Source organism: Streptomyces sp. NPDC002467, assembly GCF_042889825.1.
GTDB lineage: Bacteria > Actinomycetota > Actinomycetes > Streptomycetales > Streptomycetaceae > Streptomyces.
Window position 1 is genome coordinate 100,292 of record NZ_JBIARJ010000012.1, and the last position, 25,611, is coordinate 125,902.

General features: G+C 70.5%; 33 protein-coding genes and 1 pseudogene. 11 read left to right on the plus strand and 23 right to left on the minus strand.

Going from position 1 to position 25,611, the window contains the following annotated elements:
• The first annotated feature begins 119 nt into the window (after nt 1-119).
• The 11 genes and pseudogenes from rplS (at nt 120) to ACFYYJ_RS24440 (ending at nt 7,463) form a co-directional block, all read left to right on the plus strand.
• Complete coding sequence (gene rplS / locus ACFYYJ_RS24390; RefSeq protein WP_073911044.1) at nt 120-470, plus strand: 50S ribosomal protein L19; 351 nt, start codon at nt 120-122, stop codon at nt 468-470.
• Nucleotides 471-514: 44 nt separating this feature from the next.
• On the plus strand, nt 515-1,237 hold the full coding sequence (gene lepB / locus ACFYYJ_RS24395) for a signal peptidase I (RefSeq protein ID WP_385365602.1): 723 nt from the start codon (nt 515-517) through the stop codon (nt 1,235-1,237).
• Complete coding sequence (gene lepB, locus ACFYYJ_RS24400) at nt 1,230-2,048, plus strand: signal peptidase I (RefSeq protein ID WP_385124396.1); 819 nt, start codon at nt 1,230-1,232, stop codon at nt 2,046-2,048. Before lepB (ACFYYJ_RS24395) ends, lepB (ACFYYJ_RS24400) begins: the two co-directional genes overlap by 8 nt.
• 113 nt (nt 2,049-2,161) lie before the next feature.
• A complete protein-coding gene (gene lepB / locus ACFYYJ_RS24405; RefSeq protein ID WP_385124395.1) occupies nt 2,162-3,067 on the plus strand; it encodes a signal peptidase I in 906 nt (301 codons plus the stop codon).
• Nucleotides 3,068-3,111: 44 nt separating this feature from the next.
• Nucleotides 3,112-3,927, plus strand: a complete 816-nt coding sequence (gene lepB / locus ACFYYJ_RS24410; protein WP_385124394.1) for a signal peptidase I — start codon at nt 3,112-3,114, stop codon at nt 3,925-3,927.
• Complete coding sequence (locus ACFYYJ_RS24415; protein WP_385124393.1) at nt 3,917-4,426, plus strand: NUDIX hydrolase; 510 nt, start codon at nt 3,917-3,919, stop codon at nt 4,424-4,426. The genes lepB (ACFYYJ_RS24410) and ACFYYJ_RS24415 overlap by 11 nt, the downstream gene beginning before the upstream one ends.
• Nucleotides 4,427-4,481: 55 nt before the next feature.
• The gene (locus ACFYYJ_RS24420; RefSeq protein ID WP_005311352.1) at nt 4,482-4,790 is read left to right on the plus strand and encodes a DUF2469 domain-containing protein; all 309 of its coding nucleotides are present in this window, start codon (nt 4,482-4,484) and stop codon (nt 4,788-4,790) included.
• Nucleotides 4,791-4,953: 163 nt separating this feature from the next.
• A complete protein-coding gene (locus tag ACFYYJ_RS24425) occupies nt 4,954-5,325 on the plus strand; it encodes a YraN family protein (protein WP_384580065.1) in 372 nt (123 codons plus the stop codon).
• Nucleotides 5,325-5,585, plus strand: a pseudogene (locus ACFYYJ_RS24430) (magnesium chelatase domain-containing protein); the annotation flags it as partial. The gene ACFYYJ_RS24425 and the pseudogene ACFYYJ_RS24430, both read left to right, overlap by 1 nt.
• A gap of 32 nt (nt 5,586-5,617) precedes the next feature.
• On the plus strand, nt 5,618-7,054 hold the full coding sequence (locus ACFYYJ_RS24435) for a recombinase family protein (protein ID WP_389135352.1): 1,437 nt from the start codon (nt 5,618-5,620) through the stop codon (nt 7,052-7,054).
• A gap of 175 nt (nt 7,055-7,229) precedes the next feature.
• Nucleotides 7,230-7,463, plus strand: a complete 234-nt coding sequence (locus ACFYYJ_RS24440) for a helix-turn-helix transcriptional regulator (RefSeq protein ID WP_389135355.1) — start codon at nt 7,230-7,232, stop codon at nt 7,461-7,463.
• Nucleotides 7,464-7,502: 39 nt separating this feature from the next.
• Here ACFYYJ_RS24440 and ACFYYJ_RS24445 read toward each other — a convergent pair whose 3' ends face one another.
• The 23 genes from ACFYYJ_RS24445 to ACFYYJ_RS24555 all read right to left on the minus strand — a co-directional run bounded on the left by ACFYYJ_RS24445 (nt 7,503) and on the right by ACFYYJ_RS24555 (nt 25,605).
• Nucleotides 7,503-7,709 carry a hypothetical protein gene (locus ACFYYJ_RS24445; protein WP_389135357.1) on the minus strand — a complete coding sequence of 69 codons (207 nt, stop codon included), beginning with the start codon at nt 7,707-7,709 and terminating at the stop codon, nt 7,503-7,505.
• Between the two features lie 32 nt (nt 7,710-7,741).
• The gene (locus ACFYYJ_RS24450) at nt 7,742-8,272 is read right to left on the minus strand and encodes a glycine-rich domain-containing protein (RefSeq protein ID WP_389135360.1); all 531 of its coding nucleotides are present in this window, start codon (nt 8,270-8,272) and stop codon (nt 7,742-7,744) included.
• Between the two features lie 98 nt (nt 8,273-8,370).
• Nucleotides 8,371-8,826, minus strand: a complete 456-nt coding sequence (locus ACFYYJ_RS24455) for a hypothetical protein (RefSeq protein ID WP_389135363.1) — start codon at nt 8,824-8,826, stop codon at nt 8,371-8,373.
• 85 nt (nt 8,827-8,911) lie between these two features.
• The gene (locus tag ACFYYJ_RS24460) at nt 8,912-10,168 is read right to left on the minus strand and encodes a helix-turn-helix domain-containing protein (RefSeq protein ID WP_389135365.1); all 1,257 of its coding nucleotides are present in this window, start codon (nt 10,166-10,168) and stop codon (nt 8,912-8,914) included.
• A 126-nt stretch (nt 10,169-10,294) separates the two neighbouring features.
• Nucleotides 10,295-11,239: a hypothetical protein gene (locus tag ACFYYJ_RS24465; protein WP_389135368.1), complete on the minus strand. Its 945-nt coding sequence runs from the start codon at nt 11,237-11,239 to the stop codon at nt 10,295-10,297.
• Nucleotides 11,240-11,248: 9 nt separating this feature from the next.
• Complete coding sequence (locus ACFYYJ_RS24470; RefSeq protein WP_389135370.1) at nt 11,249-11,503, minus strand: hypothetical protein; 255 nt, start codon at nt 11,501-11,503, stop codon at nt 11,249-11,251.
• A complete protein-coding gene (locus tag ACFYYJ_RS24475) occupies nt 11,500-11,724 on the minus strand; it encodes a hypothetical protein (RefSeq protein WP_389135373.1) in 225 nt (74 codons plus the stop codon). Before ACFYYJ_RS24475 ends, ACFYYJ_RS24470 begins: the two co-directional genes overlap by 4 nt.
• Nucleotides 11,725-11,737: 13 nt before the next feature.
• Nucleotides 11,738-12,574: a peptidoglycan-binding protein gene (locus tag ACFYYJ_RS24480; RefSeq protein ID WP_389135376.1), complete on the minus strand. Its 837-nt coding sequence runs from the start codon at nt 12,572-12,574 to the stop codon at nt 11,738-11,740.
• A 64-nt stretch (nt 12,575-12,638) separates the two neighbouring features.
• The gene (locus tag ACFYYJ_RS24485; RefSeq protein ID WP_389135379.1) at nt 12,639-13,082 is read right to left on the minus strand and encodes a hypothetical protein; all 444 of its coding nucleotides are present in this window, start codon (nt 13,080-13,082) and stop codon (nt 12,639-12,641) included.
• A gap of 9 nt (nt 13,083-13,091) precedes the next feature.
• On the minus strand, nt 13,092-16,421 hold the full coding sequence (locus tag ACFYYJ_RS24490) for a hypothetical protein (protein ID WP_389135380.1): 3,330 nt from the start codon (nt 16,419-16,421) through the stop codon (nt 13,092-13,094).
• 9 nt (nt 16,422-16,430) lie between these two features.
• Nucleotides 16,431-18,899, minus strand: coding sequence for a hypothetical protein (locus ACFYYJ_RS24495; RefSeq protein WP_389135383.1), 2,469 nt, complete (start codon nt 18,897-18,899; stop codon nt 16,431-16,433).
• A gap of 148 nt (nt 18,900-19,047) precedes the next feature.
• Nucleotides 19,048-19,518 carry a hypothetical protein gene (locus tag ACFYYJ_RS24500; protein ID WP_389135386.1) on the minus strand — a complete coding sequence of 157 codons (471 nt, stop codon included), beginning with the start codon at nt 19,516-19,518 and terminating at the stop codon, nt 19,048-19,050.
• Entirely contained in the window at nt 19,515-19,973 is a 459-nt protein-coding gene (locus ACFYYJ_RS24505; RefSeq protein WP_389135388.1) for a phage tail tube protein, read from the minus strand. The genes ACFYYJ_RS24500 and ACFYYJ_RS24505 overlap by 4 nt, the downstream gene beginning before the upstream one ends.
• Nucleotides 19,974-20,043: 70 nt before the next feature.
• Nucleotides 20,044-20,466, minus strand: coding sequence for a minor capsid protein (locus tag ACFYYJ_RS24510; RefSeq protein ID WP_389135391.1), 423 nt, complete (start codon nt 20,464-20,466; stop codon nt 20,044-20,046).
• Complete coding sequence (locus ACFYYJ_RS24515; RefSeq protein WP_389135394.1) at nt 20,459-20,812, minus strand: minor capsid protein; 354 nt, start codon at nt 20,810-20,812, stop codon at nt 20,459-20,461. The genes ACFYYJ_RS24510 and ACFYYJ_RS24515 overlap by 8 nt, the downstream gene beginning before the upstream one ends.
• Nucleotides 20,809-21,123 carry a hypothetical protein gene (locus ACFYYJ_RS24520; RefSeq protein ID WP_389135397.1) on the minus strand — a complete coding sequence of 105 codons (315 nt, stop codon included), beginning with the start codon at nt 21,121-21,123 and terminating at the stop codon, nt 20,809-20,811. Before ACFYYJ_RS24520 ends, ACFYYJ_RS24515 begins: the two co-directional genes overlap by 4 nt.
• On the minus strand, nt 21,117-21,536 hold the full coding sequence (locus ACFYYJ_RS24525) for a hypothetical protein (protein WP_389135399.1): 420 nt from the start codon (nt 21,534-21,536) through the stop codon (nt 21,117-21,119). The genes ACFYYJ_RS24520 and ACFYYJ_RS24525 overlap by 7 nt, the downstream gene beginning before the upstream one ends.
• Before the next feature lie 10 nt (nt 21,537-21,546).
• Nucleotides 21,547-22,053, minus strand: a complete 507-nt coding sequence (locus ACFYYJ_RS24530; RefSeq protein ID WP_389135401.1) for a hypothetical protein — start codon at nt 22,051-22,053, stop codon at nt 21,547-21,549.
• Nucleotides 22,054-22,055: 2 nt separating this feature from the next.
• A complete protein-coding gene (locus tag ACFYYJ_RS24535; RefSeq protein WP_389135403.1) occupies nt 22,056-22,361 on the minus strand; it encodes a hypothetical protein in 306 nt (101 codons plus the stop codon).
• Nucleotides 22,361-22,534 (minus strand): hypothetical protein, encoded by a 174-nt coding sequence (locus ACFYYJ_RS24540; RefSeq protein ID WP_389135405.1) that lies wholly within the window; start codon nt 22,532-22,534, stop codon nt 22,361-22,363. Before ACFYYJ_RS24540 ends, ACFYYJ_RS24535 begins: the two co-directional genes overlap by 1 nt.
• 2 nt (nt 22,535-22,536) lie before the next feature.
• The gene (locus ACFYYJ_RS24545; RefSeq protein ID WP_389135408.1) at nt 22,537-23,736 is read right to left on the minus strand and encodes a DUF5309 family protein; all 1,200 of its coding nucleotides are present in this window, start codon (nt 23,734-23,736) and stop codon (nt 22,537-22,539) included.
• 16 nt (nt 23,737-23,752) lie between these two features.
• Nucleotides 23,753-24,433, minus strand: coding sequence for a hypothetical protein (locus ACFYYJ_RS24550; RefSeq protein ID WP_389135410.1), 681 nt, complete (start codon nt 24,431-24,433; stop codon nt 23,753-23,755).
• A 47-nt stretch (nt 24,434-24,480) separates the two neighbouring features.
• Nucleotides 24,481-25,605 (minus strand): phage minor capsid protein, encoded by a 1,125-nt coding sequence (locus ACFYYJ_RS24555; protein ID WP_389135413.1) that lies wholly within the window; start codon nt 25,603-25,605, stop codon nt 24,481-24,483.
• Between the last annotated feature and the right edge of the window lie 6 nt (nt 25,606-25,611).

Here is a 25,611-nt window from a genome sequence, read left to right on the forward strand (position 1 = left end):
CTCGCGGGCGCCCCTGCCACAGGGGGATCGTCGTCCGGCGGGTGACACGGCTCCCGAATTCTCTACGGAAACCCGCATCGGCGACCTGTGGCGTCATGCGAAGAAAGCAGACGAAGAACATGTCTCACCTGCTCGATGGCGTCAACGCCGCCGCGCTCCGCTCGGACGTCCCGGCCTTCCGCCCGGGTGACACGATCAACGTGCACGTCCGCGTTATCGAGGGCAACCGCTCCCGTATCCAGCAGTTCAAGGGCGTAGTCATCCGTCGCCAGGGCGCCGGTGTCTCCGAGACCTTCACCGTTCGCAAGGTCTCCTTCAGCGTCGGCGTGGAGCGTACCTTCCCGGTCCACTCCCCGATCTTCGAGAAGATCGAGCTCGTCACCCGCGGTGACGTGCGCCGCGCCAAGCTGTACTACCTCCGTGAGCTCCGCGGCAAGGCCGCGAAGATCAAGGAGAAGCGCGACAACTGAGGTCCCCTCCGGTGTCCGGGGCAGGCCGGATAGGCTCGCCCCCGATGGACACCGAAGCACCTCACACGCAGCGCGACCACTCCTCCCCCGACAAGGGGGCGGGGCGGTCGCGTTTTGCGTTGTCCGGGGCCGTGCGGCCGCTGACCTGGCGGCGCGCCGGAGTGCTCGGCGTGCTCTGCACCGTCCTCCTGCTGCTCGTCAGCAATTTCGTGGTCCAGCCCTTCCTCATCCCGAGCCGCTCGATGGAGCCGACGCTCCAGGTCGGCGACCGGGTGCTGGTCAACAAGCTGGCGTACCGTTTCGGCGACCAGCCGCGCCGCGGCGACCTCGTCGTCTTCGACGGCACGGGGTCCTTCGTACGGGAACGCCCCGAAGGCAATCCGGTGGGCGAGCTCCTGCACGGCGCGGCCTCCGCGCTGGGGCTCGCGGAGCCCTCCGACACCGACTTCGTGAAGCGGGTCGTGGGGGTCGGCGGCGACGACGTGGTGTGCTGTGATGCCGGCGGGCGGATCGAGGTGAACGGCGTGCCGCTCCAGGAGCCGTACCTCTTCCCCGGAGACACGCCCTCGAAGGTGCCGTTCCGGATCGTCGTGCCGCTCGGGACGCTGTGGGTGATGGGCGATCACCGTTCCCAGTCCCGGGACTCCCGGGACCACTTGGGGGAGCCGGGCGGGGGGATGGTGCCGGTGGACAAGGTGATCGGGCGGGCCGACTGGATCGGCTGGCCGGTGTCGCGCTGGGGTGCCGCCGGCGGCGGCCATGGGTAGCCGCGGGCGGCCCCGCAGCGAACCGCCCCCCGAGCCGGGCAGTCGGGCCGAACGGCGCCGGCTGGCCCGCCGGGTGAAGCGGCGCCGCCGCACGCGCAGGGCCGGCGAGGTACCGCTGCTGGTGGTGGCGGCCCTGTGCATCGCCATGCTCCTCAAGACCTTCTTCGTACAGGCCTTCTTCATCCCGTCGGGCTCGATGGAGCAGACCATCCGGATCGGCGACCGGGTGCTGGTGGACAAGCTGACCCCGTGGTTCGGCTCCAAGATCGAGCGCGGCGACATCGTCGTGTTCAAGGACCCGGGCGGGTGGCTCCGCGGCGAGGCGGCCCGGCCGGCCCCCGACCCGATCGGGATCAAGCAGATCAAGCAGACCCTGACCTTCATCGGCCTGCTGCCGTCGGCCGACGAGCAGGACCTGATCAAGCGCGTCATCGGCGTCGGCGGGGACACCGTCAAGTGTTGCGACGCCAGGGGCCGGGTCACCGTCAACGGCCAGCCGCTCGACGAGCCGTACGTGAGCCCTGGAAACGCCCCCTCCGACATTCCGTTCGAGGTACAGGTGCCGGCGGGCCGGCTCTTCGTGATGGGCGACCACCGCGCGAACTCGGCGGACTCCCGCTACCACCTCGACGAGGCCTTCCAGGGCACGATCGACGAGGACGGGGTGGTGGGCGAGGCCGTGGTGATCGCCTGGCCGTACGGGCACTGGACGAGCTTCGATACGCCCGCGACCTTCCGCATGGTTCCCGATCAGGCGAGGCGTGCGGCACGGACGCGTCGTCGGCGCCGCCGGGCCGCGCCGTTCGCATAGTGTGTCCTGGGTCTCCCGATCCTTGGGGAACTCCCGCTCGTTAGGGGAGGGGAGGGCCCGTGTCCGATCCGGCGCGGGCGGCGATCTCTAATTGAGGAGTGGATGTGGGGGACGTGGCGGTAGGCGCACGATCCGGACGCGACGAGGGCGAGGAGCGGCCGGACGACGACGCCGTCGCGCGCGAGGCCGAGGAGGGGGAGGGCGAAGCCAAGGCGGAGGCGCACCGCTCCTTCTGGAAGGAGCTCCCGCTCCTCGTGGGCATCGCCCTGCTGCTGGCCCTGCTGATCAAGACCTTCCTGGTCCAGGCGTTCTCGATCCCCTCCGACTCGATGCAGAACACCCTGCAGCGGGGCGACCGGGTGCTCGTCGACAAGCTGACCCCGTGGTTCGGCTCCGAGCCCGAGCGCGGCGAGGTCGTCGTCTTCCACGATCCCCTGAACTGGCTGTCCGGCGAGGCCACTCCGGAGCCCAACTTCGTGCAGACGGTCCTCAGCAAGATCGGTCTGATGCCGTCCGCGGACGAGAAGGACCTGATCAAGCGGACCATCGCCATCGGCGGGGACACGGTCGAGTGCAAGAAGGGGGGCCCGGTCGTCGTCAACGGCAAGCCGCTCGACGAGCCGTACATCTTCCCCGGCAACACCCCGTGCGACGACATGCCCTTCGGCCCGATCACCGTGCCCAAGGGCAAGATCTGGGTGATGGGCGACCACCGCCAGAACTCCCAGGACTCCCGCTACCACATGCAGGACTCCACCCAGGGCTTCGTGCCGGTCGACAAGGTCGTCGGGCGGGCCGTGGTCGTCGCGTGGCCGCTCAACCGCTGGTCCACCCTGCCCGTCCCGGACACCTTCGACCAGCCCGGCATCAACCATCAGGCGGCGGCCGACGCGCTCGGCCTCGGGGCCTCCGGTCTGGCTCCCGTCGGGCTCGGCCCGGCCGCGCTCGGTCTCGCCGGCGCCGTGCCGCTCGTCATGTGGCGCCGCAGGAGGCTGACCAGCGGGCGTACTGCCGGGTAGGGTGCCGCCCAGGTCGACGATCTCCGAAGTGTGGGGGCGCTGCAATGGGCGGCACGCAGGCAAGCGGTACTACGCGTACGGGCGATGCCCGTGCGATACGCGGTGGCAAGGATGGCCGCGGCGGTCTCGGCAATGTGCTGTCGGGGCTCGCCGTGGCCATCGGCTTTGTGCTCTTCCTCGGCGGTTTCGTCTGGGGCGCGGTCGAGTACCGGCCGTACACGGTGCCGACCGACTCGATGATGCCGACCGTGAAGCCCGGCGACCGGGTGCTGGCACAGCGGATCGACGGCGCCGAGGTGCGCCGCGGCGACGTCGTCATCTTCACCGATTCCACGTGGAGCGATTCGCCCATGGTCAAGCGGGTCGTCGGCATCGGCGGCGACACCGTGAAGTGCTGCGGCGCGGGCGGCGAGCTGACCGTGAACGGCACGCCCCTCGACGAGCCGTACATCGACGGCACCAAGCCCTCCCTGGGCCTGGAGATGCCGCCCGGTCAGGCGGCCCCCACAGGCACCCCCTTCGAGGTGACGGTCCCCGAGGGGAACCTCTTCCTCATGGGCGACCGCCGTGGTGCCTCGCTGGACTCCCGGGCGCACCTCCAGGAGGCCGGGCAGGGCACCGTGCCCAGGTCGGCCGTCAGCGCCCGCGTCGACGCGCTGGCCTGGCCCTCCATGTCGATGCTGGAGCGGCCGAGGACGTACGAGTCCCTGCCGGGCGGGACCTCCGGGCACGGTCCGCTGCTGCTCCAGTTGGCGGCGGTGGCCGCCGGGGCCGTCCTGGTGGTGCTGGGGGCCGCGTACGGGCCCGTCGCCCGGGTGCTGGGTCGCGGACGGCGGCGGGAGCGGGCCGATGCCCACTGACCCGGAGGCCGGGAGCGTCGCCCCGCGGCAGGTGTCCCGGGTGATCCTGCTGGACCCGGCGGACCGGATCCTGCTGCTGCACGGCTTCGAACCGGCCGACCCCGCCGACACCTGGTGGTTCACCCCGGGCGGCGGGCTGGAGGGGGCCGAGAGCCGGGAGCAGGCCGCGCTGCGGGAGCTGGCGGAGGAGACGGGGATCACGGAGGTCGACCTGGGGCCGGTGCTGTGGCGCCGGTACTGCTCCTTCCCCTTCGACGGGCGGCGCTGGGAACAGGACGAGTGGTACTTCCTGGCCCGTACCGACCGGACGGAGACGGCGATGGACGGGCTCACCGAGCTGGAGCGGCGCAGCGTCACCGGAGCCAGGTGGTGGACCTACGAGGAACTGCTCGCGGCACATGAGACGGTGTACCCGACCAGACTCGCCGAGCTGCTGAAGAATCTGCTCGACGACGGTCCTCCGGGTGCGCCCGTGGTCCTGGCCCCGGAAATCGTTTAGGGGCGCACGGGTCTGGCGCACAATAGGGGGACGCACGGCTGAAGGGGAACATGCCATGAGTGCCGAGGACCTCGAAAAGTACGAGACCGAGATGGAGCTGAAGCTCTATCGGGAGTACCGCGACGTCGTCGGGCTGTTCAAGTACGTGATCGAGACCGAGCGCCGTTTCTACCTCACCAACGACTACGAGATGCAGGTGCACTCGGTACAGGGGGAGGTCTTCTTCGAGGTCTCGATGGCCGATGCCTGGGTCTGGGACATGTACCGGCCGGCCCGTTTCGTGAAGCAGGTCCGCGTGCTGACCTTCAAGGACGTGAACATCGAGGAGCTCAACAAGAGCGACCTCGAACTGCCCGGCAGCTAGGCGGTCCCCTTCGGATCGTGCCGGGCCCGCGGCGTCGACCGGGGCTCGTCTTCTGTGCCGTCCTTCGTGTGGGTGATGGGATTGTCCACAACGGCCGGGTTGTCCACCAAGATCCACAAGGTGGGCTGGGGTGCGGGACCGTCGGTGCCGGAGGTGGTGCCGGATGAACGCGAAGGGCGTGGCACAGCAGGCATTGGGGCGGTACGGCGAGGAACTCGCGGCACGGCGGCTGACCGAGGCCGGGATGACCGTGATCGCACGGAACTGGCGGTGCCGCAGCGGGGAGATCGACATCGTCGCGCGCGACGGGGAGGCCTTCGTCGTGTGCGAGGTCAAGACCCGCCGGGAGGGTGACTTCGAACATCCCATGGCCGCGCTGCGGCCCGGCAAGGCCGAGCGGCTGCGCCGGCTCGCCGGCCGGTGGCTGGCGGACCACGGCGGACCGCCCCCGGGCGGGGTGCGCATCGACCTCGTGGGCGTCCTGCTGCCGCGGCGCGGCGCGCCCGTGGTGGAGCACGTCAGGGGGGTGGCCTGATGGGATTCGCACGAGCCTGCTCAGTGGCCCTGGTCGGGGTCGACGGCGTGGTGGTGGAGGTCCAGGCCGACCTGGAACCCGGGGTCGCGGCCTTCACCCTGGTGGGGCTCCCCGACAAGACCCTGGTCGAGAGCCGGGACCGGGTGCGCGCCGCCGTGGTCAACTCGGGTGCCGCCTGGCCGCAGAAGAAACTCACGGTGGGCCTCAGCCCGGCCTCCGTGCCCAAGAGCGGCGCCGGTTTCGATCTAGCAAACGCCTGCGAAAGACACTTCTGCGGTGCCAGCATGTGGCCATGACGCCCTACACGACGCCCTCCGGCCGCCGCCTGATCCGCTGCTACGCCTACGCCCGGATCAGCTCCGACCGTGAGGGCGCCGGCCTCGGCGTCGAGCGCCAGATCGAGGACTGTCACGCCCTGGCCGAGCAGCTCACAAGACCAGACGCCGAGTACCGGGTGATCGAGGTCTTCGAGGACAACGACTTGTCGGCGTACTCCGGCAAGCCCCGCCCCGGCTACCTGAAGATGCTCCAGGGCCTGCGTGACGGCCTCGCAGACTGCGTCCTGGCCTGGCACACCGACCGCCTCCACCGGCGCCCCCTGGAGCTGGAGGAGTACATCGACGTATGCGAACCCCGCCGGGTCGAGACCCGCACCGTGAAAGCCGGCCACCTCGACCTGTCGACCGCCACCGGCCGGATGATCGCCCGACAGCTCGGCGTGCAAGCGCGCTACGAGGTCGAGCGGATGGTCGAACGGCAAAAGCGGGCCCGCGAACAGATGGCGCAACACGGCAAGCACTTCGGAGGGCGTCGCCCATTCGGGTGGGAAATCGACGGCCTGACCCCCGTGGACGCGGAAACGGCCCTCATCCAGCAGGCCGCGGCGGCGATCCTTGCCGGCGCTTCGCTGCGGGCCGTCGCCGGGGAATGGAACGAGCAGGGCGTCAAGACGTCCACGGGCGGCCATTGGGAGCCCAGCGAGGTCAAGAAGATGCTCATCCGCGCCCGCAATGCGGGGATCAGAGTTCACCGCGGGCAGGAAGTGGGGCCCGGCCAATGGCCCGCCGCCCTCGATGAGCCGACATGGCGCAGCCTCGTTGCCGTCCTGACAGACCCCGCCAGGCGTAGCAACGTCGGCCGTACCGCGCGCGTCGCCCTGGGAACAGGGATCTACCTCTGTGGGGTGTGCGAAAAGCCGGTCATCTCCTCCAGCTGCGGTTCAGGCTCCACCAGCAACCGCATGCCCGGCTACCGGTGCTTTCGTCACATCAGCCGTCGCCGGGACTTTGTCGACGACATGGTGCAGCTCGCCGTACTGGGGCGGCTGTCGCGGCCAGACGCCTCCGATTTGCTCGCCGACCGGGAAGAACCCGTAGATGTACGGGGAGCCCAGAAGGAAATGAAGGACGCCAGGAGCCTCCTCGACGAGCTGTCGGCCGCCCTCGGCCGCGGAGAGATGGACCTGAGGTCTTGGAGAGTGGCCTCAGAGTCCGCCAAGGCACGCATGGCGGACGCGGAGGCCATCCTGTCCCGGGCGGTGTCTGTTAACCCCGTGGCGGGGCTCGTGGCGGCCGAGGATGTCGATGCCGCGTGGGGTGCCCTGGATCTTTCGCGGCGGCGAGCAGTCGTGTCGTACCTCATGCAGGTGACCTTGCTTCCCGCTCGACGCGGTCGACAGCCAGGGGGCGCCTACATGGATCCGGCCTCGGTGCGGATCGAATGGAAATAGAGCGGGGCCCGCGTGGGCCCCGCTCTAGGCTCCTCCCGCCGCCTGGGGGGCTTGACGGGGAGGGCCGATTTGGGTTCACCTCTGCGGGTGAACGCGGTGTTCCGCTTCAGGCATCATCTAGCGGTTTACCTGGCCAGGTAAAGACATTTCGTCATGATCGTCAGAGCTTGGTCGGGTGCCATCCGATCCCCCCGACTGGGTACTCGCCCGCCGCCGGGTCATCGGCGCCCGGATCCGGGCGGCCCGCACCGCAGCGCAGCTCTCTCAGATCCAGCTCGGCGAGCGCGCGGGGATCGATCACAAGACCGTCCACCGGCTTGAGTACGGAACCAGCGACCCGCGGCTCTCGGTACTTCTGCGAATCGCTGGGGTGGTCGGCGTACCCCTCGCGGACCTCGTTCGCGAGTAGCCCCGGCCGGCGGAGGGGTGCCAGCCGGGGCCGTTCGGGTCAGCGCGCGATGACGAAGCCTCGCTGAGGCTGCCGCGTGCGCGCCTGGAGCATTCGGGCGTAGGCCTGCCGGGTGATGTCCTGCCCGTCCTCGTCGACCACGAGCCACGTCCCATCGAGGTTCTCTGGATCCTCCGGAGTCACGGACCCCAGGATCCCGTACTGCCTCATGGCGTTGTGGAGCTCGAAGGCCTCGCCCGCGGTCATGTCCTCACCCTTTCGTCGGCGTGCCGCCGAACCTACTCCCCGCCGCCACCGTGGGTCGCGCAGTTACCGGGGTTGATCGGACCGCAGCCGCCCGGAACCGGGGTGTGCGAGCAGTTCGCCGCCACCGAGACGAGCGACTTCTCAGGGCCGAGCCACAGCTCGCGGTCGACGGTGTATCCGGCCTGCTCGATCAGGGCGACCGTGCGCGTGAGGACGTCCGGGTCGTGGCGGGACGCGTCGGGCCGCTCCGGGTAGTGGTGGACCATCCGGCCCAGGCGGCTGGTCAGGGACGCGTACAGGTGCGTGTGCAGAATGAGCGCGTGCCACCCCTCGTCGACCTCGCGGGTCGGGGCGATCCGCACCGTCGGGAACAGGGACGCGGCCGACACGAACTTGAGGGCTTCGATCACCAGACGGGACGCCATCTCGGGCTCCATGCCCGGGTTGTTGTCCAACACGGTGGCCCGGACGTCGTTGAACTGCGTGTCGCTCAGCAGCGCCCGCGGCGAGGGGTTCTTCGGCGTGTTCGAGCACGGGGGCGGGGTCGGGAACGGGCTGGACATGGCTGTCTCCTTCGAGTCGGAGTGCAGGGTCAGCGAATACCGATGACGATGGCGGCGAGGATGCCGAGCCACGTACAGGGCCTGCCGGACCCGTTCGGTCACTGGCCGGACCGGTCAGGGGCGACGGGCGGCAGGCCGGTCCGGCCCACGAACGCCCGGGTGTTCCGGTGTTCGCGGATGGCCTTGAGCATGCTCCGCGCGATGAGCGCCAGCATCCGCGCGAACGCCAGGTTGTCCGTGGCTTCGTGGCGGGTGTCGGCCTCCGGGCCGGCCGACGCAAGGTCCGACCAGTCCCGGAGAGCGCCCACCGCGCGGGTAGACCGCTGAGCAAGAGGAATCTCCCCGAGGCCGACCGCCAGGGTCTTGCAATGAGTGATCAGGCGGTCGGTCAACGCTGCGAGCTCTATCGCCTCCGGCTCGGTCGTGAGGGCCGTGGTGATGTCGTGCTCCGCGTCGTCCTCGACAGCCGACTCGATGGCGTCCGCGATCTTCTCAAGCGCCGCCCCGAGCGGGGTGAATCCGTCGCTCAGGGCCCGTCGGCTGTGCTCGTACACGGCTGCTCCCTACCGTCGTCAGCGGGTGGTGAAATGACGGTAGGGGCAGGGCAAACGAAGAAGGGGCCCGGTTCGGGCCCCCTCGCTACGCGGCCAACAGGCCGATGTCGACAGCCAACTGACTGGCCCTCCGGCGCCGCTCCGGAAGCCGTGACGCTGTCTCCTCCAACAGGATCGAGCGGGCGTACCCGTTGTAGCGGATCGTCTCCGGAGCGGCCGCGTGAGCCTGCTCCAACGTCGTCAACGCGGTCTCCTGCTGCCCGTCGAGGTAGTAGGCGCGGGCCTGCTCGATCCGGTGCCGGGCCCGGCGCGGCCGGGACGGAATTGCGTCGGCCTCGGCTCGGTTGGCCTGCCGCACGGACTCGCCGCCAGCCCGCAGCTCGACGGCGACGGTGACGCCGTGGGCGCCCATCACGGCCCGGCCGAAGCTGGTGACTCGGTGGAAGTAGCTGGCGGGAAGCCGCTGCGAGATGCTGCCGGCGCGGTCCCACCACCCCCACGCCGTGCCTGTATCGCGGCGCTTCGCCGCGGTCAGCCCGGCCTCGACGCGGAGGGCGCCCGTGATGGCCTGTACGTCGAGGGTGGCGTCGGCGAGCCTGGGCTCCAGCAGGTTCAGGGCCTGCCTCACGACGTCGTCGGCCTCGTCGTAGTGTCCGGGGCCCGAGTCTCGGTGTGCCTGCGCCGACAGCCATGCGGCGACGCCGATGGCGTGCGGGTCCTCGGATTCCTGCGCGGCGGCCATGCCCCGCTCGGCCACCCGCCACAGCAGGGACGGGTCGGGCTGGTAGGCGACGAAGAACTGGGCGAGGAAGAACGTCTCGGCCTGGAGCGCGAGCGCTGCGCGCCGGTCGGTTGCGGTTTCGGCTTGCCTTACGGCGAGCTGTGTGTCCCGGATCAGTCCGGGCAGCAGGTCGCCGAGCACGGCGCGATGGTTCGGTGCTTCGTGGCGGGCGGCCCACGCGGCATCCAGCGCGGCGCGCAGGAACGCCTGGGATGGCGCCTCGCGGGTGCCGGGCGCCGGGTAGGTGGACAGCGCGGCCCGGACCGCGGGGAGCCGGTCGTGGCCGGGTCCCAGGAACAGGTCAGTGTGTGGCTCGGCCCCGACGTCGCCCACGAGGTCGTTCAGGCGGCGGACGCGCAGGACTTCAGCGATGCGGAGGATTTCCGGCAGTCGCGGCATTCTCATGGTCCCGGTCTCAATCTTCTTGACCCATGAGGTGTGGTGGCCGAGGAGTCCGGCCAGCTGCTCGCGGGTCATGCCTCGGCGGTTGCGGTAGATCTGGACACGTTGCCCGAACGCGACGGGGTTGTCGTACGGGTCGGGGGTAGCATCAGATGACACGGCCTTGCCCCTTCGTTGCGCAGCTCGACGCTGGACAGCGTAGGGGGCAGGGCCTTTCCCGTGCGCCCCCGGACGCACGAAAGCGCCCCCTCCCAGCCCGCAGGCTGAGAGGGGGCGTTGTGCTCGTCAGGGGCTGGCGCCGAGGTTCTCCAGAAGCATTCTCCAGGGATACGTCCCGTTGGCGTACACCTTGCCCGCAGCCACGCCCTGTTGGGCGAGCGCGACCACGGCTTGACCGGACCCGTTGATGTGGCCGGAGCCCACGGTGAACATGCCGGCCGATGAGGCCGTGCTGAACGAGGTGCTCGGGTAGAACTCCGGCGCCCCCTCGCTAAGCGGCGATGAGGTGCCGGAGGCGCCGTACTGGGCTATGGCCCCCGCGCTGTCGAGGAGGGCTAGATCCATGAACCGCGAGCCCGCGTACAGCATCGACAGGTGTACACGGATCCGGTCCCCGGCCGCCGCCGCAATGGCGCACTGGAGGGGCGTGCCGACACTCGTCAGGGCGATCGTCCACGACGGGGCCGACGGCAGGTCGACAATTGCGCCGTCCGTGATGCGGGCCTGCGCCGTCCTGATGCCGCTACCGGCCGGTCCGGCCGGGCCCTGTGGGCCCGTCGCACCGGCTGGCCCCTGCGGGCCCTGAGCGCCGGCAACCCCAGCAGGACCCGCAGGCCCGGCAGGGCCAGTAGCACCCGGCGGGCCAGCTGCGCCCCGCACGTAGCCCGGCAGCGCCGGGTCGGCGACGACGAGGTCGAGGATGTCGACGGGGGAGCCGTCGCCGGTCGGGACCTCGAAGGTGCGCCGCCGCACAGGCACCCCGGCCACCGACTCGACCAGCCGGTAGTAGCGGCCCGTCGCAGGCTCGATCCCTGGCTCGTCCGTCGGCAGCAGGGACACCGACCACGCGCCGGCCGCCACCGTCACCGGGTGATCCGGCGCCGCGAGGACCCGGTCGCCGGTCTCGTCGGTCCAACGGCGGGGCAGCGCGGACAGGGTGACGGTGACCCCGGCGGCCGCGCCGTCTGTGAAGAGGTCGTTCACAGTGCCGTGAACGGTGCGTCGAGGCATGACGGCCTCCTACTTCGCGATGAGCTGGTACATGCCGATGCCGAGGGATCCGAGCGCGGTCACCGCGGCAATCGAGGGGAGGGGCCAGCGCGCCCGCTCCAGGGCTTCCACCCGCTGTTCCAGGGCGTCGATGTCCGCCTCGGCCTGGTCGGTGCGCTGGAGGGCGAGGCCGAGCTGACCCCGAAGCTCGGCGAAACCGATCCTGATCTCGCCCCTCATCTCTGCCAGCTCGACCGCGACCCGGGTGGACTCCTCAGGTGTCACCCGCGGGGCCGGGGCAGCCACCCGGCCGTTGACGGGTCGCCGAGCACGGCGCCCACGGCACCCTTGACCACGGACAGCGCGGCCGGGATGGACGCGATCGCGGCCGCCTTGAGCGCGGTGACGTCGGTCAGGTTGAAGTCGACGGCGAGAAGCAGGCCGAGGAAGGTCGTGACGTACGCGGCGACGGTGCGCTCGACGACGTCGAGGACGATGCGGGACATGGTGGTCTCCTGATCAGGCGGTGACGGTGAAGCCGTGGGCGGCGCCCAGGGCGGTCAGGGTGGCCTTGCCGGGGATTCCGTCGGCGTCGGCCCCGTTGAAGCCGCGACGCCGCTGCCACTTCGCGTACGCGGTCACGGTGAGCGAGCCGAACGAGCCGTCGTGGGCGTATGCGTCGGACAGGAGCCCCTCGGCGGCGAGCGCGACCTCGACGACGTTGACCTCGGCCGGGTAGGTGGTGCCGCCCTGCCGCAGGCCCGGGTCCCGCCGCGCGGCCGCGACGACGTGCGCCAGGGACACCGACGGCCGCGGGGGCGCGGGCGCAGCAACGGACGCGGCCGGGGTCCCGCCGAGCGCGGGATCCGCGCTCGTGGTGCCCTCGTCGAAGGCCGGGACGCCATACCCGTACGGGCTGTTTGCCCCGCGGCGAGGGCGGACGCGGAGGTACACGCCGTCGCCCTGGTAGCCGCCGCCGCTGTTCGTGTTGCCCTCGACGGTGTAGATGCTGTCCGCGTCGTAGGCGTACACCACACCGACGTGGTCCTCGCCGACGTTGCCCATGTAGAAGGGCCCCCCGAGGACCGGGTACTCGGTCCAGCGGCCGGCCTTCTTCCAGAACTGCACGGCGGTCCAGCACGAGGCAGTGATCGGCCAGAAGTCGCGGGCGCCGAGCTCGTCTGCGCCCCACGCGGTGAACGTCGCGCACCATGCCTGGCCCTGCGACCACTCCAGGCCGGGTACGGCCGGGCTGAATTTCTGGATGTTGTTCCAGTTCCCGGACGGATCGCGGCCCTCGTGGTAGCCGGCCTGGGACTTGAGCAGGTTGACGTACGCGGTGCGGGACAGTCCCACGGTGGCCTCCAGGGCATAAGAAAAGCCCCGGCCAGGCGGCGCGGGGCGTACGGGGCGGGTTGGGTCAGGGCATGCCGGTGAGAAGGATCAGCCGATAGTCGAAGGTGCCGGTGCTGGCCGCGTTCACCTTGTGCTGAGTCGTCACGGTGAGCGTCTCGCCCACGCTCAGCCCCGTCAGCCGGTAGCTCAGGTCCACCGAGTTGTTCTGCACTCCGTTGACGATCAGCGCGGCGGTGTCATTCGCGGTGTACACCGTCCCGGACACCGAGCCCGTCGCGGTCCAGCTCGTAATGCTGTTGTTCGTGGTCGAATTCCGCTGCGTCGACCGGATCTCCACCAGCACTTGCCCGGACGCCGGGACCGTGACCGAGGCGGAGAAAGCCCCGCCACTCGCGTTGCCGTACGTGGTGGCGGTGGTGGTGCGGCTGGTGGTGTCCTCGACCTGGGTGTTGTCGATGGTGAGCAGGGCGGCGGTCAGGCGTTGTCCGGCCCTGAACTGGGTTCCCAATGTGGCCTCCTACAGGGCGACGATCATGGGGTTGGCGAGGCGGATGTCCGTTCCGGCCGGCTGGGCCTTGACGATCCCGTTCACGGACCGGGAGACGGTCATACGCTGCGGGCCGACGACGACGAGATCGTCGTACCGGATCTCCGGCGCCACGTTGGTGTTGCCGGACACCGCACCCGCCCCGAAGCCAACCTGTCCGGCCGTGATCGTGGACGAGGTCACGGTGCGGTCGATCTGCCATGTGGTCGGCTCGGGGTCTCCGGTGGCCCAGACGCGGCCGAGCACGCGGTGCCCGACCAGCCGTACCCGGGCTTGGATGAGGCTCCCCGGGGTGTAGCTGACGCCCGGTGTCACAGAGGCATCAATCTGGGTGGCGTCGCGGTGCACGGTGAGCACGATCGTGCCCGCCGTGGTGAACTGCAATCTCAGCCGGTAGTAGTCCGTGGGGCTCGTGTACCGCATGACAACCGAGCTGGTCAGGCTCGCGCCGGTCGCCGTCGCGGACACCGAGAGCGCGGCCCGGATCTCGCAGTCGCCGACCGAGTCCGGCAAGACCTGAAAGCGGAGCACCGTCGGCGACGCTGCCAGCGTGACCACACCCCGCCCCGACGCCACACTCCTGTCTGACGCCGACCCGTTGGCGGTCGCCCACGCCAGCCCCGACGTGGTGCTTCCCCATCCGTTGCTGACAGTGCGGGTGTAGGTGTCGGTGGCGTAGGGGGCGATGGCCGTCGCGGTGACGGTCTCCCCGCCGAGCTTCATGTCGATGGGGCACTCCGCCGGGTCCTCCGTCCAACGAGGCACGCCGGCACTGGTCTGGACGGTGTCGACCAGCAGCGTCGTTGCGGTGGTCGTGGCAGCAGCGACGAGCACCGAGCCGTCGGTGTCCAGACGGCCGAGCACCGAGTCGTCGAGGACCGCGACCGACCATGGTCCGGCGGGTGAGCAGGCCAGGGTCACCGTCCACTCGAACTGCTTGAACTCCTCGTCGCCGCCCTCGACCATCAGGTCCACGGGGCCCGGAGGCAGCCAGGACGGTAGGTCCGTGATGCGGATGACGTCCCCCGGCTGAAGTGCGGACACTGCGGGCACGAGGGCCGGGTACTTGTGGAGCAGGATCCGCAACTTCGGGTAGCGGGCCTCGTCCCACGTACCCCGGTGCAGCAGCCACGCGGCGATGTCGGGCAGTTGGCCGTCGGAGTAGACGTTGACGGTGGTGGAGTCGTCATACAGCCCGACTCCGGCCGGAGGCGGGGCCGTCGACAGAGCGCCCGCGGTGAGGATCGCCCGAGCCGACGAGCCGTCGACCCGGCTCACCGTGCGGTCGTTACGGACGTACTTGTCATCGTCGGTCGGATCCAGCGGAGGCCCGAGCTGTCCGAACGGAATCGTCACCTTCGGGGCCTGGCTATAGAGCGCGTTGCGGGTCCGGTAGACCAGCCCCAGGCGCCCGCGGTCCTCGTACAGGATGCCTCCGTCAGCCGCCGCGATCTCGTCCAGCAGATCCAGCAGCTTCGCTGGCCGCTGCGGGCCGAGCCGGGTGTGGGCGCCCGGCCCGTCGGCGATCGTGACAGGGATGCCCTCCTCCCCGCACAGCCGCAGCAGCCGAGCCCCAGCCTCCTCCCCGGCATAGCCGCGGTCGGCCCCGCGCCACCCGGTGCTGAACGGGTCGGGGTAGACAACGAGATGCCCGACGGCCATCCCGGAGAGGAGGGCCCCGAACGCGGTATCGATGTAGGTGACGATGCCCGGTGCTCCGGCGACGGTGACGCCGGCGACGTCCTCGTTGCCGAGGTCGTCGACGAGTCCGTAGACGAAGGTCGTGTTCGGAATGCCGATGCCGTCAGCGGCGACGGTGAGGCGCCACCAGCGGTCGGCCCCGGATGCGGCGGCCGGGGTGAAGGAGGACGAGGTGATGAGGGCCCCGCCGGGGCCGTATACGTCGCACACGATCTGCGTTGCCGTCAGAGAGATGACGACGCCCCGCGAATCCCCGCTCGCCCCGAACGACAAAATCGTGCTCTTGGAAGCGGGCATCGCGTCGAGGGAGTACATCATCGAGATCGTGTAGCCCGAGCCGTTGATGCTGGTATACGGCGGGACCGCGGCAACCATGGTGGCGGCCGCCCCGATCGTCGGCAGGGGCGACGCACCCGGGCACGAGGAGTCCGCGGCGAAGGACATGTCCGAGACCGTGAGCGGGCGCCCGCCAGAGAGCGCCGAGGCGACCTGCGTTGACGTGGAGCCGTCCTCAAGCGGCCAGTACGCGACAGGGCCTGCCCCGATCTTCGGCAGGGTCCGGCGGAGCGTCGAGGAGAGCGGCTTTTGCCCCCGGCCCAGGCGGCGCAGGATCCCCGCGCCCGTGACGGGCGCCGTCACGAGTCCGGCGGTCGTCGAGCGAGGTGCCCAATCGGCAGTCTCCAGCACGGCCCGGGTGCGGCGGTTGGTGATGAGGCCGGTGCCCGCGCTCCAGGTACGGCCGGCCGAGTCGGCGAAGGACGTCGTGCCGGACGCCTGCCCGGTGAAAACCGGGGTGGCAACTGCGGACCCGCCGATGCCGGTACGGACCTCGATGGCGTGGTACTCGCGGGCGATCGAAGCCCAGTCGGTGCCTGACAGGTCGCCGACTTCCAGGGCGGATGTGCTGTTGAAGATGCTCGTGGTGCCGCTCGTCGTGACGTCGGGGGTGCCGAGCTGGACCCAGGGTCCGACCATGGTGGGCGCGGTGTAGTAGGTGGCGGTGAAGCCGCCCAACCCGTTGTCGACGTCGAGGGTGACGCGGATGGCACCGCGCTGGCCGGGGGCGAAGGGCACAGCCACGTCGGAGCCGTAGCTGAGGATGTTGAAGCCGTCCGTGGACCAGTAGAGGCCGATGCGGCCGTCGTCGCCGATCCCGAGCATCCAGGACTGTTGCCCGAAGTCGGTCCACTTGCCCATGACGGCCCACCCCAGCTCTGAGCTGGTGGTGCCCCACGCGGCGGGGGTGAGGTCGGCCCGCACGTCGATGTCCCCGACGATGTCGAGTGCGGCCGTGTCCGGGGTGGTGGCCCGGCTGGCGGTGCCAGCGGGAACGACGAGCGCGACATCGGCGCCGCCGTGACTGAGCCGCAGCGGGGTGTTGCGGCCCAACTGCCTGTAGTACGGCGACAGCGGGTTGCGCGGGCTGTACTTGCCGGTCGGGTTGAGGAAGGCGAGCGGCGCCGATGCCGGGTCGGTGCGCTCGCCCTCCCCGCGGCGGCCCCACGCGTACCGGATGGCGGCCTCATGAACGGCGTCGTTGGTGACGTCCGACCAGAGTGAGCCGATCTGGAGCTCGGCATGGATGTCGGGCACTGCCACGGGGCCTCCTCAGCCGAAAGCGGTCTGGACGTCGCCGCGCCCGTCCACGGCGACGATCTTGCGAATGAATGCCTTGACCTCGTCGGGCCCGGTGACCTCGATGATCAGACGGCCGGGGCCCATGCCTCCGACGGTGGCTCCGCCAGAAGGCCCCAGGGTCATCCCCGGCAGCGCCCCGGTCAGGCCGCCGAGCTGCCGCTGAAGAGCCGGGGTCTGGTCGGTGATGCCCCGCTGGAAGCCCTCGATGAGAGAGCGGCCGGCGGGGGTCAGGATCCGGGCGTCGACCGCGGCCGGGCCCTTCCAGTCCGGGAGCATGTCGGTGATCCCGGACAGGGTGTTGCGGATGGCGCTGACCTTCGAGCGGATGCCGTCGATGAAGCCGCCGATGAGGCGCGCGCCAGCGTTCCACAGCATCGATCCGAGGTCGCCGAGCGCGTCCCTCGCCTGACCCGGGATAGCCCGGATCCTGTCGAGGAGTTCGCCCGCCTTCTGCCGGGCCCCTTCGACCAGCCGTGAGCCGGCTTCCTGGATCCGTGACCACAGGGCCGAGGCCAGTCCACCGAGGGCCTCCCACGCGCGGTTGGGTAGGTCCCGGAAGATCCTGGTCCATGTCTCCAGGATGCCGCGCACCATCTGCTTGGCGTAGTCCCACGCCGCGGAGAAGTCGCCCCGGAGCAGGGCCGCGATGGCCATGAAGGCCGGGACGATGACCTCGCGGATCACCTGGCCGAGCTCGTCGGCGAAGACGCTGGCGAGCTTGGACACGAAACCGATGACAGGGATGATCAGCGGGGTGATCGCGGTGAGGATGTCCGCAACGAGCAGGATGAGCTGCTCGATGACGGGCGCCAGCGCGACCAGCAGTTCAGCGAACATCTGGGCGAGCTTCGCGATGATCGGCGCGAAGGCTGCGACCTGCGCCGAGATGATTGGCATGACGGCCCTGACCAGGGTCAGCAGCGCGTCAACGATCGGCTGAAGCACGGGCACCAGGGCGGCGAGGATCGGCGCCAGCGCCGACATCAGGATCCCGGCGAGCTGTTCGACCAGCGGCGCGAGGGCCTTGAAGATCCCAGCGACGAGGGCCAACAGCGGGGTAAGCGCGGGCAGAAGCTGCGCGATGAGCGAACCGATGACCGGCAGCAGTGGCGCGATGGCGTCCATCAGTGCGCCGACCGCCACCGCCACCGCTTCCAGCACCGGCCCCAGCGCTGCAATGATCGGCCCGAGAGCCTGCCCGAGCGCCGCAACGAGCCGCTGCACCGGCGGTCCCAGCGCGGTGAAGAGGGGCGCGATGGCTTGCAGTACGGAGATGAGGAGCGGGCCCACGGTTTGCGAGACCAGCGCCATCGTCGAGTAGATCGCTTTCAGGGCCCCCTGCACGGCCGGGCTCGCGAATGCTTCAGCGAGGGCACCGGTGATCTGGGTGAGGACACCGAGGAAGTCACCACCGGTCGTACGGGCCGCGCTGAAGACCGATCCGACAATGCTGCCGACGTTGCGGACGACCTCGAAGAGCTGCTTGAAGACGGTGACGGCATCCTCGATGGCCGTCTGCATGGCCCCGGAGTCGAAGGCGTGGGTGAGCTTCTGAGACAAGGTGTCCAGCCCCGTGGCCGCGGCACCCGTCATACGGGCGAAAGCCGGGCCGGCGGCGGCCCCGATCTGGGTGAGGGCCGTGATGAACTGTCCGGGAGCCTGCGTCAGGTTCGACAGACCTGCATTCGCGCCGTTGATGGCCTTGCCGAGCGTGCCATTAAGACTCAGGTCAAGCGCTGCGTTCGCCGCGCTCTGTCCCATCAAGTTCAGGGTGGTCGCGGCGTCCTTCAGACCTCGGCCGAGGATCGGCAAGGTGTGCTCGCCGAGGTCTTTCATGAGTTGCCCGAAGTCCTCGAAGAGCGCATCCTGCACGCCCTGCTGAATCGCCTTGAACTGCGGCTGGAGGTTGCGGATCTCCTTGACGAAGTCCCGGGCGTTCGGGCTGAGCTTCTTCAGGGCCTCGGCGTACGCCTCCGGGTCGGACGGATCCAGGGCCGCGCTGACGGCGTCCCCAACCCCCTTCATGCCGATCTTCAGGGCCTTCGCTGCAAGCTGCACCGCGATCAGACCGGTCACTGCGACACCGGCGGCCGGGGCGATCTGTACGAGCGTCGCGCCGAGTCCGGCCACGAGCGGGACGGCCGTGCCGAGGGCTGCACCGATCTTGCCGAGCGTGCCGGCAACCGAGCCGAGGCCGCCGGCCAGCCCACCCAGGCGACCGAGGCTGAAGCCGAAGCGGCGGCTGGACTCCTCGTTACGGGCGAAGCCCTGCTCGACGCGCTCGGCGTGGCTCGCGAACGTGCCGTCGAGGCGCCGGAGACGGCCCTCGGCATCCTGGGTGAAGCCGCGCATCTGGAGCTCGGCAGCGGCTAGGCCACGCTCCATGCCGCTCGTGTCCGCGTCGATGTTCGCGACGAGTTCGCCGACGGTGACCGCCATGAGCTACCTCCTGGCCGGGGTCAGCCGCGCGGAAGTGCGGCGCGGATCTGGTCGGGGTCGTCGATGACGGCGAGTTCGTCACCGGCCACGCGCCGGAAGAGGGACTCAGCGGAGAGGCCGGAGAGGAGGTTCCAGAACTCGCGCTCACCTAGGTGCGGGAAGTCCTGCGGGCGGATCCCGTACTCGCGGCGGAAGTCCGCGCGGACCGCCCACCAGTGCTCTTGGACTGCGATCTGCGCGCGGCTCGGTTCCCCGTCGCCGCGAGGGCCGCTTTTCCCGGGTCGTCGCTGGTTACGACCTCGTAGGCTTCGGCGAACGTGACGTCGCGGCCGCTGCCCTGCATGTAGCCCCACATGATCGCGACGAGGAGGCCTTTGGCGCCCATGCCGTTGTCGACCCACTGGTCGAACACGCCGTCGCCGTAGAGGAGGGTGACGACCGGGGCGAACTCGTCGACGTCAGAGTCGACGCTGAGGGCGCTGGCGAGCTTGCTGAAGCCGAGGGGGATGTCGTCCGGGACCGGCACGTCGACACCCTCGATGTGCTCTGTCCGGGCGCCGAACGTGGTGGCCTTGAAGTCCTCCCAGGACTGCGCCTGTCCGGCGCGGGCGGCCGTCACGGCTTGGCCGCCGTGGACGAGGCACCGGAGCGGGTGAACGTGGCGCTCCAGCTGGTCGGGTCGTTGTTGCCGCCGCCGGTGTCGCCGAGCGTGATCCGGGCCTTCGCCCACACCACCCACGTCGTGTCGTTGGTGTGCGCGAACCGGAAGCCCGTGAGCGAGTCGGGGCCGAGGCGGTCGTTCATCGCCTCGACGAGGGCCTGCCCCGGGTCGAGAGCGCCCGTAGCCGGGTCCCTCAGCCGGAAGCCCTCGATCGTGAGGGAGCGGCCTACCTGCTGCTTCCACGACTCGGCCTGTCCGGCAGATCCGAACGTCGTGATGTCGGCGGTCTCTTCCTCCTCGCTCTTCGACCACGTGTTGATCGCGAGGGGGGCGATGTCGACCCAGGTTCCGGGTGACAGGTAGCTCTCGATTTGGAAGCGCACATCGCGCGCGTTGTACTTGTCGACGGCCATGGTGGTGCTCCTCCGAGGCATAACGGAAGGCCCGCCGGCGGCGCCGGGCGGGCTGAAGACGGGGGGTGGGTCAGACGCGGTGCGGGGTTGCGCTGCGGACGCGAAGGCGCAGGTTCACGACGTGCTCGTGGCGGCGGTTCTCGTCCACGCCGATGCTGGCGACGGCCGAGTTGCCGAGGGCGAGCAGGAGGTACGTACCGTCGGGGAGCAGGGTCTCGCCGAGGCCGAGCAGCTCGGCCCGGATGTCCTGCGCGAGCGTGCGGGACACCCGCGGGTCGGTCGTGCCCCGGACCCGGACCTGCAAGGGCACGTCGTCATAGCCGATCTGGGAGTCGGTCTCTGCGCCGTCGTCGTAGATCGTGAGGACAATGCAGGTGTCTGGGGTGCTGGGCATCGCCTCGATGAAGACGTTGCCCGCGACACCGGCGGGGTCGTAGGTGACGAGGCCGCGGCCGACGAGGTAGCGGGCGACGCCGTCGAGGAGGTCAGCCACGCAACCACCTCCGCAGCGGGACCGCCATCAGCCGGAGCATGACGTCCCGGTCGCGGTTGAAGGGGATTTCCAGGTACTTCGCGGACCGGCCTGGCAGGTGTTTCCAGGTGAGTTCCTCGTGCTGGCGCCGGGCGTACACCGTGTCATAGGTGACCATGCCGCTCATCCCAGCGCGTACCACCCTGCCCGACCGTTCGAGGGTGCCCTCGCGGAGCGGCACAATCTTCCGGGACTCGGCAAGGAGGTGTTCCAGGGCCCGTTGTAGGCCTTCCTCGGCCGCGCGGCGGCCGCGGGTGGTGACGCCGAGGCGGCCGCCCTCCCAGCGCATGCGCACGTGCTGGCTCATGTGAGGGTCACCTCCCGGTGGTCCGGAGTCGGCAGACCACCGCCGGTATGCGCGGCGGAGGTGATGACGGACGCCGTACGGCCGCTCGGGGTGGTCACTCGGGACTCCGGCGGGCACTCCTGAGTCGGGAGGAGGTACACCGTCGTCGAGGCGGTCACCTCCTCGCCCTCCTTGTTCCGGACGGTGCGGATCTTCTCCTCGACGAACGCGCGCGCGGTGACCGGGGCGGCGTACTGCGGACCGTACGCGGTGTCGCCGAGGTAGGCCTCGATCGTCACCGTGTGCCGCAGCAGCCACCCGGGGATCACCACGTCGACACCGCCCCGCACTGGAAGATCTGCGGGGTGAGGTCCGGGGACTGGAGAGCGTCCCACACCGCGGGCGCGACCTGCCGGGCGGCCGAGTCGGCACCGGACACCGAGGTGACCGACCGGCCCAGCTGCACCGAGCCGATCCCGACTGACCCCCAGCCCGCACCGGCCGCACCGGTCACGTCGCCGACCTCGACCCCCCATTCCGCCTGCGCGCACACCGCGCTCGCGAACGCGGCCGCAACCACGGTGTTGGAGGGGAGCCCGGCATCGGTGACGTCGTACCGGCACAGCCGGAACACCTGGCTGTCGAGGAAAGCCGACGCGCGGGCGAGCCGATAGTCGATGTCGGCCGGCGGGGGGCCGCCGGTGAACTCCTCGTACTGGTCGGCCGTGGCGTACACACGGGCCATGGGCCACCTCCTACGCCGAGCAGCCGACAATCACGATGTCGTAGGTCACCGAGGTGGACCCCGCGCTGTTGGTGACCTTGAGGATGTCGCCGGTCGCCGCTGTCACTGCGTAGCCGGTCGCGTCGGCCGCGCCCGCGAAGAACCCGCAGGCCGCGCCGGGCCGCAGGGTCACGGTCCCCGTGGCGTTCAGGAGCGTCGCCCACGGGTTCGTGCCAGCGCCGATCACGACGTTGTTGGTGTTAGCTGCGGCGGCCGCCACGAACAGGCCCTTCACCCGGACGTACGTCTGTGTGGCCCCGAACACGTCCACGAGAATGCCTGCGAGGTCGATGTCCTCGGTCGCGGACGCGGCGAGGGTGCGGGTGTCGTGGAACGCGCGGTCGGCCTGGCCTACGGCCGTGCCGCTGTCGAGGTGTGTTGCCCACTTCTTAACGAGCGGGTCGCTGCTGGTGGTGAGGTCGTTGGCCTTGGTTTGGAGGACCGAGGCGGTGACGGAAAAGTCGCTGATCACAGGCACGGTCAGTCCTCGCTGTCATGCTCGTCGGGGGGCTCCTCGGTGGGAGCGGGGTCGTCGACCGCCGGGTCCGGGTCCGGGTCCGGGTCGGGGTCGGGGGTGGGCTCGTCGTCGGCCGGGGCGGGGTCCGCCTCGACCTGCTCGACGAGGTAGCCCTCGGCCCGGAACCAGTCCAGCGCCAGGGGCAGGCCGCGGCGCTCACGGGCGACCGCGTGCCCGTTGGCGAAGGCCACGCCCTGAACGCCTCCGGTAACCGGGCCGGGCGCGGTGATCCGGTACTCGACCGCCGGAGCGATCTCGGGCTCGTTCATCAGCCCTCCCCGGCCTTGGCCCTGCTCTTCTTCGGCGCCTGCGCGTCCACGAGCCGCCAGCCGGACGCCGGGTCGTCGGCGAGGGCCGCGTAGGCGGCTTCTGCCTCGGACCCGGGTTCCGGGCGGACGGACTCGGCGACGTGCTCGCCTGAGCGCCGTTCGTAGGTGGCCACGGTCAGACCTTCAGGCCGGTCATGACCGCGTGGGTCCGCTCGGCGCCGTACTTCAGGCCGATCTCGCCGTACAGCTGGACATCGGTGGATGCGCCGGTCTTGGCGAGCTCCTCCTCGAAGAACACGCCCTTGCCCGGGACGTTGAGGAAGACGGGCATGAGCTGTTCGAGGGACACGGCGAGGATGGTGTCCTGCGGCATGTGCCGGTCCAGCATGATGTTGAGGGTGCCGAAGTCCGTGACGATGGTGGACATGTTGACGCCGCCGACGTTGCGCGACAGCTCCTGGTACTGGCCGTACGCCGAGGCGAAGGCCTTGGTGATGGCGCGCTTCTGGATCGAGCCGCACATCAGGGTCGCGGTGGACTGCTCGGACATGCCGCCGTTGTCGTAGGCGAGCTGGATGAGGTCCGACACGTGGTCCGTGCTGAGCGTGGTGGCCCACGGCTTGTTGTAGGAGATGCCGGACGCAGTCCCGAGGGTGAGCGCGGCGCCGCCGGACGTGGTGGCGACCTTGAAGGTGTTCGCGGCGCTGGAGACGACGTAGTAAACGCGGCCAGCGACGACGTTGGTCATGACGTCGGTGATGACGAACACGATCTTGTCCCCGTCGGCCATGCCGTGCGCCGTCGAGGTGACCGTGTCCGTCGCCGAGGTCGCGCCGGTGACGACGGTGGCCTTCGCGATCCGGTTGGTGGTGATCGCCTCCAGCAGGCCACGGGTCTTGCGGGCGGTCGCGTTGGTGGTCGGGTTGGAGAAGCGCCCGTTGATGAAGCTGAAGTTGACGTCCAGCGCGATGCTCTTCAGCTCCTGCGCGATCTGCCAGTCCAGCTCGGAGGAGACGGGGTTGTCGCCGTTCACGGACCGGTACGGGGCGCTGGACGGGGTGGCGAGCTGCCCGAACGCGGCCTGCTTGGTGTAGCTGACGGACACCTTCGACTGGTGGATCTGCGCCACGTTGCGGACGTTCGCCCGGACCCGCTCCTCGGCGGTCGGCGCGGTCGCACCTTCGACCTGGACCCGCTGGCCGGGGTCGCGCAGGTCGTAGGTCTGCCACTCGAACTCGACGCCGGTGGTCATGCCGCCGCCGGTCAGGCCGCCGATCGCGGACAGGAGGGGGGTGTCGTCCGGGGTCAGGGCGAACAGCTCGCCCGCGTAGTTGGGGAGGTTGAAGGTCGTGCCCATCCCGGTGATACCGGCCATGGTGGCTCCTCAGGTTCTAGGTCTGCGCGGCTCGTCGCCGCTTGAGTGCGATCACGTCGTGGATACGGCCCGCCTTCTGGGCCTCTTCGATCTGCTTGTCGAGGGAGGCGGGAGTATCCCCGGATCCGCCGCCGCCGAGGTCGCCGCCGGACCGGCCAGGCCCGCGGGGGGCGAGCTTGGCGAGCTGCTTGACGGCGGCCTTGATGGCGTCGGTGTCGACCTCTCCGTCCTTTGCGAAGCGGCCGGTGTCGATCAGCCCGGCGGCCTCGCCGAGGTCGACCCCGGCCGAGGCACAGGCGGCCCGGAACTCGGCGGCGGCGAGCTTGCCCGCGTACTCGCTAGCGGCGGCCGTGCGGCCCGCCTTCTCCGCCGCGGTGACGGCCTTCTCCTGCTCGGTCTGGCTGGCCGCCTTCAGGGCGTCCAGCTCCTCGCGGGCGCTTTTGTTCTCCTTGGCCCACTTCTCCCATTTGCGGGCTTCGGCCTTCCAGTCCGTCTCGTCACCGCTCGGGGCGGGGGCGGCCGGAGGTGTGGCCGGGGGCGGGGTGCCGGGGTCACCGGCGGGCGGGGTGCCAGCGGCGGCGCCGGCGCCCTCGTCGCTGCCACCCGCGATGGCGTGGATCGGTCGGCCGTCCGTGCGGTAGCCGAGGATCGCGCCTGCGGGGTGAGTGGCGAGGGGGTGCCTGAAAGGGCTGGTCATGTGTGCTCCCATGCGGGTGTGCCCTTGGCCGTGCGGCCGTGGGCGGGTCAGCGCGCCGAGCCGATCTGCTCGCGCGCGTACTGCCGGGTGAGGTCTGGGTGCGCGGCGACGTGCTCGCGCTGGGCCTTCTGCCAGGCGCGGACCTTCGCGGCCGCCCTGCGGCGGGCGGTCTCGTCCATGGCGGCGGCCTGGCGGCGCTTCCATGCGCGGATGTGCCGCTCGATGGCGCGCTGCCGCTGGGTGTCCTCGTAGGAGGTGCCCGGGGTGGCGTGATGCGGGGGGCGGGTGGACACCCCGGGCAGGTAGGCGGACAGGCTGTGCCTGCAATTCGGGTGGAACAGCCCGGCCGCACGCGCCTCGGTCAACGAGCCAACGACGTGAACGGCGACCGTGCGGCCGTCGGCGTGGCCCTCGTGGCGGGCGCGGACGGTGTGGGGCCCGCTGTCTCCGCCGAGAGACAGGATCTCGCCCTCCCAGGGTCGGCAGAGTGGGCACTCCAGCGGCGCGTCAGAGACGATGACGAGCGTGGCCCCGATCTCGCCGAGCGCGTCGATGTGGCCCTCGATCGCGGCGCGGGCGGTGACGGACCGGACGGCCATTTCGGCGTAGCTCGCCATGTCCCAGCGGCGGCCGGCCGAGTCCACGAACCCGGTGATGCCCCGGTCAGCAAACCTGTCGAGCGCGCGCTGTGAGGCCTCGCGGCGGGTGATGCCGGTCAGAAGCTGCGCCCCGGACACGCGGGCCACGATGGACCGGAAAGCGTCCAGCACAGCCCGGGTGATCCGCTGGTACAGCGGCCGGGTGTCGCGCGCGTACGAGGCGGCAAGCCGGTCCACGGCCGCCGCGTTCGGCAGGGTATGCCGGGCGGCCAGCTCGCGGCCGATGTCGAGCGCGCCAAGCTCGGCGACGGCCGCTTGCCGGCCGCGGCCGTACGCCTCGGCGAGTGCCTCGGCGACGGCCCCGGTGGTGTCGTCCTGGAGCGCGGCCGCGATCTCCTCGACGGCCGTCCGCAGGTTGCCGACAGCCGCGAGCTTCAGCTCGGCCCACCGCAGCGATTCGATGTCCGACTCCAGCGCGGCCGCGAGCTTCTCCAGGAGGACACCCTCGGCCTCGTCGTACAGCTCACGAACCCTCGCTGCGAGATCCTCCGCCAGCGCTGGGGATACCGGCATGCGGCA

What these genes read in the sequence shown, in the direction of transcription:
- ACFYYJ_RS24495 (WP_389135383.1), bottom strand. Translation starts at nt 18,899, where the DNA reads ATGGCGGTCACCGTCGGCGAACTCGTCGCGAACATCGACGCGGACACG.
- ACFYYJ_RS24475 (WP_389135373.1), bottom strand. Translation starts at nt 11,724, where the DNA reads ATGTCCCGCATCGTCCTCGACGTCGTCGAGCGCACCGTCGCCGCGTAC.
- ACFYYJ_RS24445 (WP_389135357.1), bottom strand. Translation starts at nt 7,709, where the DNA reads ATGACCGCGGGCGAGGCCTTCGAGCTCCACAACGCCATGAGGCAGTAC.
- ACFYYJ_RS24525 (WP_389135399.1), bottom strand. Translation starts at nt 21,536, where the DNA reads ATGGCCCGTGTGTACGCCACGGCCGACCAGTACGAGGAGTTCACCGGC.
- lepB (WP_385365602.1), top strand. Translation starts at nt 515, where the DNA reads ATGGACACCGAAGCACCTCACACGCAGCGCGACCACTCCTCCCCCGAC.
- ACFYYJ_RS24545 (WP_389135408.1), bottom strand. Translation starts at nt 23,736, where the DNA reads ATGGCCGGTATCACCGGGATGGGCACGACCTTCAACCTCCCCAACTAC.
- ACFYYJ_RS24415 (WP_385124393.1), top strand. Translation starts at nt 3,917, where the DNA reads ATGCCCACTGACCCGGAGGCCGGGAGCGTCGCCCCGCGGCAGGTGTCC.
- ACFYYJ_RS24465 (WP_389135368.1), bottom strand. Translation starts at nt 11,239, where the DNA reads ATGCCTCGACGCACCGTTCACGGCACTGTGAACGACCTCTTCACAGAC.
- ACFYYJ_RS24515 (WP_389135394.1), bottom strand. Translation starts at nt 20,812, where the DNA reads ATGAGCCAGCACGTGCGCATGCGCTGGGAGGGCGGCCGCCTCGGCGTC.
- ACFYYJ_RS24535 (WP_389135403.1), bottom strand. Translation starts at nt 22,361, where the DNA reads ATGAACGAGCCCGAGATCGCTCCGGCGGTCGAGTACCGGATCACCGCG.
- lepB (WP_385124396.1), top strand. Translation starts at nt 1,230, where the DNA reads ATGGGTAGCCGCGGGCGGCCCCGCAGCGAACCGCCCCCCGAGCCGGGC.
- ACFYYJ_RS24505 (WP_389135388.1), bottom strand. Translation starts at nt 19,973, where the DNA reads ATGGCCGTCGACAAGTACAACGCGCGCGATGTGCGCTTCCAAATCGAG.
- ACFYYJ_RS24420 (WP_005311352.1), top strand. Translation starts at nt 4,482, where the DNA reads ATGAGTGCCGAGGACCTCGAAAAGTACGAGACCGAGATGGAGCTGAAG.
- ACFYYJ_RS24425 (WP_384580065.1), top strand. Translation starts at nt 4,954, where the DNA reads ATGAACGCGAAGGGCGTGGCACAGCAGGCATTGGGGCGGTACGGCGAG.
- ACFYYJ_RS24450 (WP_389135360.1), bottom strand. Translation starts at nt 8,272, where the DNA reads ATGTCCAGCCCGTTCCCGACCCCGCCCCCGTGCTCGAACACGCCGAAG.
- ACFYYJ_RS24550 (WP_389135410.1), bottom strand. Translation starts at nt 24,433, where the DNA reads ATGACCAGCCCTTTCAGGCACCCCCTCGCCACTCACCCCGCAGGCGCG.
- rplS (WP_073911044.1), top strand. Translation starts at nt 120, where the DNA reads ATGTCTCACCTGCTCGATGGCGTCAACGCCGCCGCGCTCCGCTCGGAC.
- ACFYYJ_RS24435 (WP_389135352.1), top strand. Translation starts at nt 5,618, where the DNA reads ATGACGCCCTACACGACGCCCTCCGGCCGCCGCCTGATCCGCTGCTAC.
- ACFYYJ_RS24555 (WP_389135413.1), bottom strand. Translation starts at nt 25,605, where the DNA reads ATGCCGGTATCCCCAGCGCTGGCGGAGGATCTCGCAGCGAGGGTTCGT.
- lepB (WP_385124394.1), top strand. Translation starts at nt 3,112, where the DNA reads ATGGGCGGCACGCAGGCAAGCGGTACTACGCGTACGGGCGATGCCCGT.